Source organism: Pseudoduganella sp. jia 12 (genome assembly GCF_055502675.1).
Genome location: NZ_JBUXKP010000018.1, coordinates 94,194 through 101,642, shown reverse-complemented (window position 1 = coordinate 101,642; position 7,449 = coordinate 94,194). Strand labels below are relative to the sequence as shown.

Annotated in this window: 8 protein-coding genes; 6 read left to right on the top strand and 2 right to left on the bottom strand. The window is 66.8% G+C overall.

Going from position 1 to position 7,449, the window contains the following annotated elements; translation table 11 throughout:
- Positions 1-269 (bottom strand): transposase (locus ACY65G_RS28730; protein WP_465000700.1); only part of this gene is annotated, 269 nt, incomplete at its 3' end.
- A gap of 269 nt (positions 270-538) precedes the next feature.
- Between ACY65G_RS28730 and ACY65G_RS28725 the strand changes: the two genes are divergently transcribed.
- Entirely contained in the window at positions 539-1,897 is a 1,359-nt protein-coding gene (locus tag ACY65G_RS28725) for an MFS transporter (protein ID WP_465000699.1), read from the top strand.
- Between the two features lie 120 nt (positions 1,898-2,017).
- On the opposite strand, the gene ACY65G_RS28720 is transcribed toward ACY65G_RS28725, so the two are convergent.
- Positions 2,018-2,416, bottom strand: a complete 399-nt coding sequence (locus ACY65G_RS28720) for a hypothetical protein (RefSeq protein ID WP_465000698.1) — start codon at positions 2,414-2,416, stop codon at positions 2,018-2,020.
- Positions 2,417-2,725: 309 nt separating this feature from the next.
- Here ACY65G_RS28720 and ACY65G_RS28715 point away from each other — a divergent pair, with 309 nt between their 5' ends.
- The 5 genes from ACY65G_RS28715 (at position 2,726) to ACY65G_RS28695 (ending at position 7,413) form a co-directional block, all read left to right on the top strand.
- Entirely contained in the window at positions 2,726-2,989 is a 264-nt protein-coding gene (locus ACY65G_RS28715; RefSeq protein WP_465000697.1) for a DUF4148 domain-containing protein, read from the top strand.
- Positions 2,955-4,469 (top strand): efflux transporter outer membrane subunit, encoded by a 1,515-nt coding sequence (locus tag ACY65G_RS28710; RefSeq protein WP_465000696.1) that lies wholly within the window; start codon positions 2,955-2,957, stop codon positions 4,467-4,469. Before ACY65G_RS28715 ends, ACY65G_RS28710 begins: the two co-directional genes overlap by 35 nt.
- 71 nt (positions 4,470-4,540) lie before the next feature.
- Positions 4,541-5,035: a MarR family winged helix-turn-helix transcriptional regulator gene (locus ACY65G_RS28705; protein WP_465000695.1), complete on the top strand. Its 495-nt coding sequence runs from the start codon at positions 4,541-4,543 to the stop codon at positions 5,033-5,035.
- 37 nt (positions 5,036-5,072) lie between these two features.
- Positions 5,073-7,223 (top strand): FUSC family protein, encoded by a 2,151-nt coding sequence (locus ACY65G_RS28700; protein WP_465000694.1) that lies wholly within the window; start codon positions 5,073-5,075, stop codon positions 7,221-7,223.
- Positions 7,213-7,413, top strand: coding sequence for a DUF1656 domain-containing protein (locus ACY65G_RS28695; protein ID WP_465000693.1), 201 nt, complete (start codon positions 7,213-7,215; stop codon positions 7,411-7,413). The genes ACY65G_RS28700 and ACY65G_RS28695 overlap by 11 nt, the downstream gene beginning before the upstream one ends.
- The last annotated feature ends 36 nt before the right edge of the window (positions 7,414-7,449 follow it).

Genomic DNA, 7,449 nt, shown 5'->3' with positions numbered 1-7,449 from the left:
GTGCCGGTCAAGGCATTGAAGGTTCGGCCGCAAGCCAGGCAGCGATAGCGTTGCAGGCCATACGAGAAGCCGTGACGATGGATGCGCGTCGCCGCGCAATGCGGGCAACTGCTGCAAGGGCGCCCGAATCGTTCGATCAGTTCGAGGCAGGTCGCCAGTGACGAGGCCGACCCGAGCAAAGCGCGCAACGCCGCCAGTTGCGCACTTGAGCATTCAGCGACTTGCCTGCGCAGCCTTTCCAGCAAGGTAGTGAACAGTCCGTCATGCATCGCCGCCTCCGTCGTCAGTACTGTTGAGACAGCGATTTCGGCGAATGGTTCAGTTCAGTCCACAGGCTCGGGTGACAGCGCCTTTTTTTTGGCCCAGCGATGACCGTGATCCTGCCGAGAGGAGCGCGATCTGCTTGCTTTATCAATCAAACATTCATCAATAAATGACTTGCTCTGCTCATAAACTGATCGTTATACTGCGCCATGTTGTATGACGACTGACAACACCCCGTAATAAAAATAGTCAACGGGGTCTCTATGGAGGCAATATGGGCAAACACATTCCGGCCATCAAGGCCACCCGCGTACGCTGGACAATCCTCGCGATCCTGTTCATCGTCACCACGATCAATTATGCCGACCGCGCCACAATCTCGATCGCCGGCCCGGAACTGAGCAAGCAGTTGGGCCTGACACCCGTGCAGATGGGACTCATCTTCTCGGCCTTCTCCTGGTCCTACGTACTATGCCAGTTGCCCGGCGGCTGGCTGCTGGACCGGTTCGGCACCAAGATCGTGTATTTCTTTTCCATCTTCCTGTGGTCGCTGTTCACGGTGGCGCAGGGATGGGTCGGCTTCTTCAGCGGCGGCGCGGCAGTCGCCCTGCTGTTCACGCTGCGGCTGATCGTCGGCGCCGCCGAAGCGCCGTCGTTTCCCGGCAATAGTCGTCTGACGACTTCGTGGTTCCCGACCGCGGAGCGCGGTACGGCCGCGGCGATCTTCAACTCGGCGCAATACTTCGCCACCGTCCTGTTCGCCCCGATCATGGGCTGGCTGGTGCACACCCACGGTTGGGAAAGCGTGTTCTTCGTGATGGGCGGGCTGGGCATCGCAATGTCGCTGGCCTGGCTGAAATTCGTCCACGGCCCGCGCCAGCATCCGAAGGCAAATGCCGCCGAGCTGCTGCACATCGAACGGGGCGGCGCCCTTGTCGACCTGGAGACAACCGGCCTGCTTGCCGCCGACCGTCCGAAGATCGACACCTGGTCGTGCCTGAAGCAGCTGCTGTCCTCGCGCATGCTGCTGGGGATTTATATCGGCCAATACTGCATCAACACGCTGACCTATTTCTTCCTGACATGGTTCCCGATCTACCTGGTCAAGGAACGCCACATGACGATCCTGAAGGCCGGCTTCATCGCCGCCCTGCCCGCAATCGCGGGGTTCCTCGGCGGCGTGCTGGGCGGCATCATCTCGGACCGGATGATCAAGCGTGGCTACAGCACATCGGTGGCGCGCAAGACGCCGATCATCGGCGGCATGCTGCTGGCCACCACGATGGTGGCGTGCAACTTCGTGGAATCGGACTGGGTGGTGGTGGCCGTGATGGCCCTGGCCTTCTTCGGCAAGGGCATCGGCGCGCTGGGCTGGGCCGTCGTCGGCGACACGTCGCCCAGCCAGGCCGGCGGCATGAGCGGTTCGCTGTTCAACATGTTCGGCAACGTGGCCGGCATTACCACGCCGATCGTCATCGGCTTCATCCTGCAGGCCACCGGTTCGTTCTACGGCGCGCTCGTGTTCGTCGGCGCCAACGCGCTGGCCACGGTGCTGTGCTACCTGTTCCTGGTGGGCGAGATCAAGCGCTTCGAGTTTTCCAGGCCGGTCGTGAAGACCGCGGCCGCGGCATAACACGGTTCGCGGCAGCAAGTAAAACGGGGCCTTGCGGCCCCGTTTTACTTGCTGCGAGCTTGATGGCAGACCTTCGCCTCCGCTCGCCGCGCCGGTCAGGCGCGTTCTTCCCTACGCCGGTCAGGCGCCCCGTTCGATATCGTCCACGTCCCGCTCGCCCGTCAGCGGCACGGATTCGATGTGGTCGACATCGATGTCGGCGCCATCCGGTGCCGTCGTATCGCGGCCGACGGTGGCCCGCTCGCCGGTACCGCCGGCATCCGAATCGCTGTCGAGATTGGCATCCCCGACATCCGGACCCGCCGTGCCGCCCGCCGTGCTTTCATCGAGATCCTCGTTGGTGCCGCCATCGAGATTGTTTTCCTCGATCTGCTGGGCCAGTCCCGAACCGCCCTGCACGTCGCTGCCCGAATCGGACGTGTCGCTGGGGCCGAGCGCGCCCGTGCCATGGCCGCGGCCGAGCACGCGGTCCGGCGCGGTCGGGAAGTTATCGGGATCGAGTGTGCTGGTACCTGACATAAAGCCTCCTGTGATTGCATCGCCGCCTCTGCGGCCTTGCAAAGACTGTAACAGCCAGCGCCGAACGGCGTCGCACACGATGACGTTGCCGAAAACCGGGTCGTAGCCGGGTTTTCGGAAAGCCGCGCTTCCCGCCAGCGCAGCAGGGATGGGTGCATGCCAACCCTCCTTCCCTGCCCCGGCATCAGAAACATTGTCGCCGGGTACATATGCCGCGTCATTTCGCCCCTGAATCTCCCATATCAAAACACTTTATTTCACTAATGAATATTTCAGGCATATAATTAGTCCATCTCACAGGAGGACATCATGAAAACCGCTTACTACCTTATCGCCGCGCTTTCCCTCGCCACCGCCGGCGCCGCCATTGGCGCGGAAAATACCGACGTGGCAACGACCACGAGCGCAGGCACCGCTGCCGCAGCCGTCGCCACCGTACACGTACCGAAACAGCGCGGCCTGACGCGCGCCGAAGTCCAGGCGCAGGTCATCGAAGCGCGCAAGAACGGCACGCTGATCGAGACGGAAGCCGACATGGATGTGGCGCAGACGCGCAAGCACTACGCCCGGTAACGGCTCTGCCAGCCCCATGCCGCGTGCCCCGCATTACGCGCCATTCGTTGCCACGGCCTTCGCGCTTGGAATTGGCGTGGCCATTGGCGGGGTACTGGCCGGTTGTGCGGACATGGGCAAGATTGCGCCACGATCGCATCGGTTGCCGGCAAATGACCTGGCTGCCGGTGCCGCGATCGCCGGGGCTGTCGCGCCCGAGGCGCAATGGCCGGCAGAACAATGGTGGCGCGCATTCGGCGATCCGCAGCTCGATCGCCTCATGGATGGGGCGCTGGCCGGCAATCCGGGCCTGAAGGTCGCGCAGGCGCGCGTGCGGCAGGCTGCCGCGCTTGCCGATGCCGTCGAGGCGGCCGCCAGGCCGCAGGCAGGCGCCAGCGCGGGCACGACCCGCGAGCGCTTTCCGGAACATGGTTCGGCACCCGCGCCGCTGGCCGGCAACTGGGCCTGGTACAACGCCGCCACGCTGAACGGCTCGTACGACCTCGACCTGTGGGGCCGCCATCACGCCCTGCTGGCCGCCGCGCTGGGCAATGCGCGGGCCATGGCGGCCGAAGCGCAGGCGGCGCGGCTGTCGCTGCAGTCGGCTGTTGTGCGCACCTATATCCAGCTGTGGTACCGCCACGCGCAGCAGGACAGCATCGCCGACAGCCTCGCGCAGCGCCAGCGCATCTTCGGGATCGTGCGGCGCCGCCAGGCCGCCGGCCTGGCCAGCGCCATCGACGTGGCCACCGTGGAAAACACATTGCCGGCTGGCCGGCGCGAGCACGAGCGGATCGGCATGTCGATCGCCGTGCTGCGCAACCAGCTGGCGGCACTGGTCGGCAAGGGACCGGGCGAAGCGGAAACGATCGCCCGGCCAGTGCCGGCCCTCCGGCAGGCCGCCCTGCTGCCCAGCGCGCTCCCCGCGGAACTGCTGGGCCGCCGGCCCGACGTGGCTGCCATGCGCTGGCGCGTGGAAGCGGCGGCCAGGCGCATCGATGGCGCGCGCACGGCGTTCTACCCGAACCTGGACCTGGTCGCCTTCGCGGGATTGCAGTCCTTTGGTTTCACCCGCTTCTTCGATGCGTCGGCGCGCACGCTGGGCTTCACGCCGGCGTTCAGCCTGCCCGTGTTCGAGGGTGGCCGGCTGCGCAGCGCACTGGCGGCCGGGACGGCCGATTACGACGCGGCCGTCGAGCAGTACAACGCCACGCTGGTCAGTGCATTGGCCGAGGTGGCGAATGTTGTAGCAAAGATACAGTCTTCGGATGCGCAGCAACGCCTCGCGGAACGGGCATTGGCCACCGCCAGCCGTGCCCATGCGTTGGCCGACAGGGCCTACCGGGCCGGCATCACGGATGCAAGCAACGCCCTGCGGGCGCAGCTGGTATTGCTGGGTGAGCGCGACCAGCTGCTGGGCGTGGAAAGCGAGCGGCTCGACAATTACGCCAGCCTGATGGCGGCGCTGGGAGGGGGTCTCGGCGCCAACGCAGGCCGCTAAAAACAATTTACCTTTGTGCAACCACTAGTACAATCCATGTATTGACAGACCTATTGCACAGGAGTGCGCCGATGAGCAGTTTTGACGCAACGAACAAGCGCCTGAAGAATATCCACGAACGGATTCCGGCATTCCCGGAAGACCTCATGCGCCTGCTCCGCATGACATACCACGTGCAAAAACGCATGAAGGACATCTCGAACGCCGTGCTGCGCAAGTATGACCTCGTGGACGCGAGCTACATGGTCCTTGCCGTGCTGTACGGCTCGGAGAACGAGACGTCGACGGCGTCGACGCTGGGCGAGGCCTGCATGGAAAAGCCGGCCAACCTCACGCGCGTGTGCAACGACCTGGAAACGCAGGGACTGATCACGCGGGGCAACCGGCCGGGCGACCGCCGCTGCGTGATGATCTCGCTGACCGACAGCGGCCGCAGCCTGATCGAACAGGTGATGCCGGAAGTGTGGAGCCGCACCACGCGCGCCTACGACGGCTTGTCGCCGCAGGACCTGAAGCTGCAGGAACAGCTGTTTGCCCGGCAGCTGGAAAACCTGGACAACATATAGCGCGACACCTGCTGCGGCGGTGTCGCCGGAAAAATACATGACACCCGGACCCGCAGCGCCCCCTTCCCTTTCCATTCTCTCCTGGCTGGGCCGCGAAATGCGCGGCTGGGCCGCCGCCGATGGCGAGCGCCTGCTGTTCGTCGTGCGCACGCTGGCCGCCGCATATGCCGCCCTGTGGCTCGCATTCCGGCTCGGGCTCGATTCGCCGGCCACGGCGATGACTACCACCTTCGTGCTGGCGCTGCCTTCGTCCGGCATGGTGCTGGAAAAAGCGCTGTACCGGCTGCTGGGCACGCTCGTCGGCTGCGGCGCGGGGCTGGCGCTGGCCGCCGTGTTCCCGCAACAGGCGCCGCCCCTGTTCGCGGGCCTGGCGCTGTGGATCGCCCTGTGCACGGCCGGCGCCGCGATGCACCGCAACCAGCGGTCCTACAGCTTCGTGCTGGCCGGGTACACGGCCTGCATGATCACCGTGCCCGCGCTCGATGCGCCGGCCGGCGCATCCGGCATTCTGGCGCTGGCCGTCACGCGCGCCACGGAAGTGGGCCTCGGCGTGCTGGTGGCGGCCGCCGTGCACGACGTGCTGCTGCCCCGCCACCATGGCCGGCTCGTGATGCACACGGTGCGGGCGCGCTACGAAAGCTTCCGCGGCTTTTGCCGGCAGGTGCTGGAACACCGGCTGGCACCGGCCGAGGCGGAGCTGAACCACCTGCGTTTCGCCGCCGATATCGCGGCGCTCGAATCGGGCCGCGCCGCGGCATTCTTCGAAGCGGGAACGGCACCGACGCGCCAGCTCCACGCCTTCAACGGCGCCTTCATGGCGGCGCTGACCACCTTTCATACGCTGCACCGGCTGCTGCATCGACAACGGCACGAGACCGTGTCGCCGGTGTCGGCACTGGTCGGACCGCTGGAGGCGCTGCTGGCCCGGGCGCTGGCCGCGGGCGCGCCATCCCGCGGCCTCCCCGCCGCGATCCGGGAAGCGGCCGCCATGGCGCGCGCAACGCTGCCTTCCGGCGACGGTGCGATCGAACCCCGCTGGCGCATCGATCTTGATACCGCGGCCGAACTGGCCGAGCGCTTCGCGCACGACCTCCTTGCATTCGCGGACATCCACGACGGCCTCGCGCGAGCGAAGCCGATGCAGGGTGGCAAACCGCGGGCCTACGCACCGAAGACACCGCCCGGCATCGTCGCCGCCAGCGGCTTCCGGGCCGCGTGCGCGATGCTGGCCGCCGCCATGCTGTGGTACTGGCTCGCATGGCCGCCGCTGGCCAACGCGCTGGTCATGACGACGATCTTCGCCGCGCTGGCATCGAGCTCGCCGCGCCCGACCGCGCTGGTGAAGCAGGTGCCGGCCGGCTTCGTGATCGGCGCGCCGCTGGCATACGCCACCGAGTTCCTGCTGGTCGCCCGCGCCGACGGCTATCCGATGATGATGCTGGCCACGGCACCGCTGCTGGCCCTCGCCGCGTGGCTGATGACGGACCCGAAGCGCACCGGCGTGGGCATCGGCATGGCGATGTTCAGCAGCCAGTTCCTGGCACCGGCCAACGCGATGCACTACGATGCCGGCGCCGTCATCAACGCCATGCTGGGCCAGGTGGGCGGCGTGCTGCTGGCCCTGGTCGTCTTCCGGGTGGTGCTGCCCGGGCACACGACGGGCAACCGCGCGCACGTGGCGGCGGCGCTGTGGCGCGAAGCGCTGTCGGTCTGCACGGCCCGGCTGCACGGCGACAGCGACAGGCTGCGGCACCGCTTCGACAGCCGCGTGCGCGACCTGCTGGCACAGCTGGGCGCGGCGGCCGGACCGGCGCCATCGTTGGAGACGCGCGCCGTCGTGCGCCAGGCCCTCACCCTGCTGGAACTGGGCCATTCGATCATCGGGCTGCGCGGGCTGGTGCACACGGCCGGCGACAGCCCCGTCGCCAAGGCCCTGGCCACGGCACTGCAGGCGCTGGCGGCCTGGCTGGCCACGCCGCGCGAGGATACCCATAGCGCGGCGGTCCACGCGGTGCAGGCCGCGGGGCCGGCCGTGCGCGCCGCCATGGGCAAAGCCGCCGGCAGCGAAGCCGCCGGCAGTGATACGGCTGGCCTGCGTCTTGCGCTGACCGACCTGCATTCCCTTCACACCTCGCTGCTGGACCAGGTGCCGCAGCCTATTCCAAACGGAATTCCCGATGCCCCGTGAACTGTCGATCTTCGGCCTGCTGATCCCCACCCTGCTGCCGCTGTTCTTCGCCAGCATGCTGCTGCATGCCGTGCTGGACCGCCTGCTCGGCGTGGCCGGTGTCTATCGCCTGATGTGGCACCCGGCCCTTGCTCGCCTCGCGCTGTTCGCGTGCATCTTCGGCGGCCTCACCGCCTGCCTGTATCAATGACTACCGTCCGCTGACCCTTTCCCTTCAACCAACCGG

What these genes read in the sequence shown, in the direction of transcription:
- ACY65G_RS28725 (WP_465000699.1), top strand. Translation starts at nt 539, where the DNA reads ATGGGCAAACACATTCCGGCCATCAAGGCCACCCGCGTACGCTGGACA.
- ACY65G_RS28720 (WP_465000698.1), bottom strand. Translation starts at nt 2,416, where the DNA reads ATGTCAGGTACCAGCACACTCGATCCCGATAACTTCCCGACCGCGCCG.
- ACY65G_RS28715 (WP_465000697.1), top strand. Translation starts at nt 2,726, where the DNA reads ATGAAAACCGCTTACTACCTTATCGCCGCGCTTTCCCTCGCCACCGCC.
- ACY65G_RS28710 (WP_465000696.1), top strand. Translation starts at nt 2,955, where the DNA reads ATGTGGCGCAGACGCGCAAGCACTACGCCCGGTAACGGCTCTGCCAGC.
- ACY65G_RS28705 (WP_465000695.1), top strand. Translation starts at nt 4,541, where the DNA reads ATGAGCAGTTTTGACGCAACGAACAAGCGCCTGAAGAATATCCACGAA.
- ACY65G_RS28700 (WP_465000694.1), top strand. Translation starts at nt 5,073, where the DNA reads ATGACACCCGGACCCGCAGCGCCCCCTTCCCTTTCCATTCTCTCCTGG.
- ACY65G_RS28695 (WP_465000693.1), top strand. Translation starts at nt 7,213, where the DNA reads ATGCCCCGTGAACTGTCGATCTTCGGCCTGCTGATCCCCACCCTGCTG.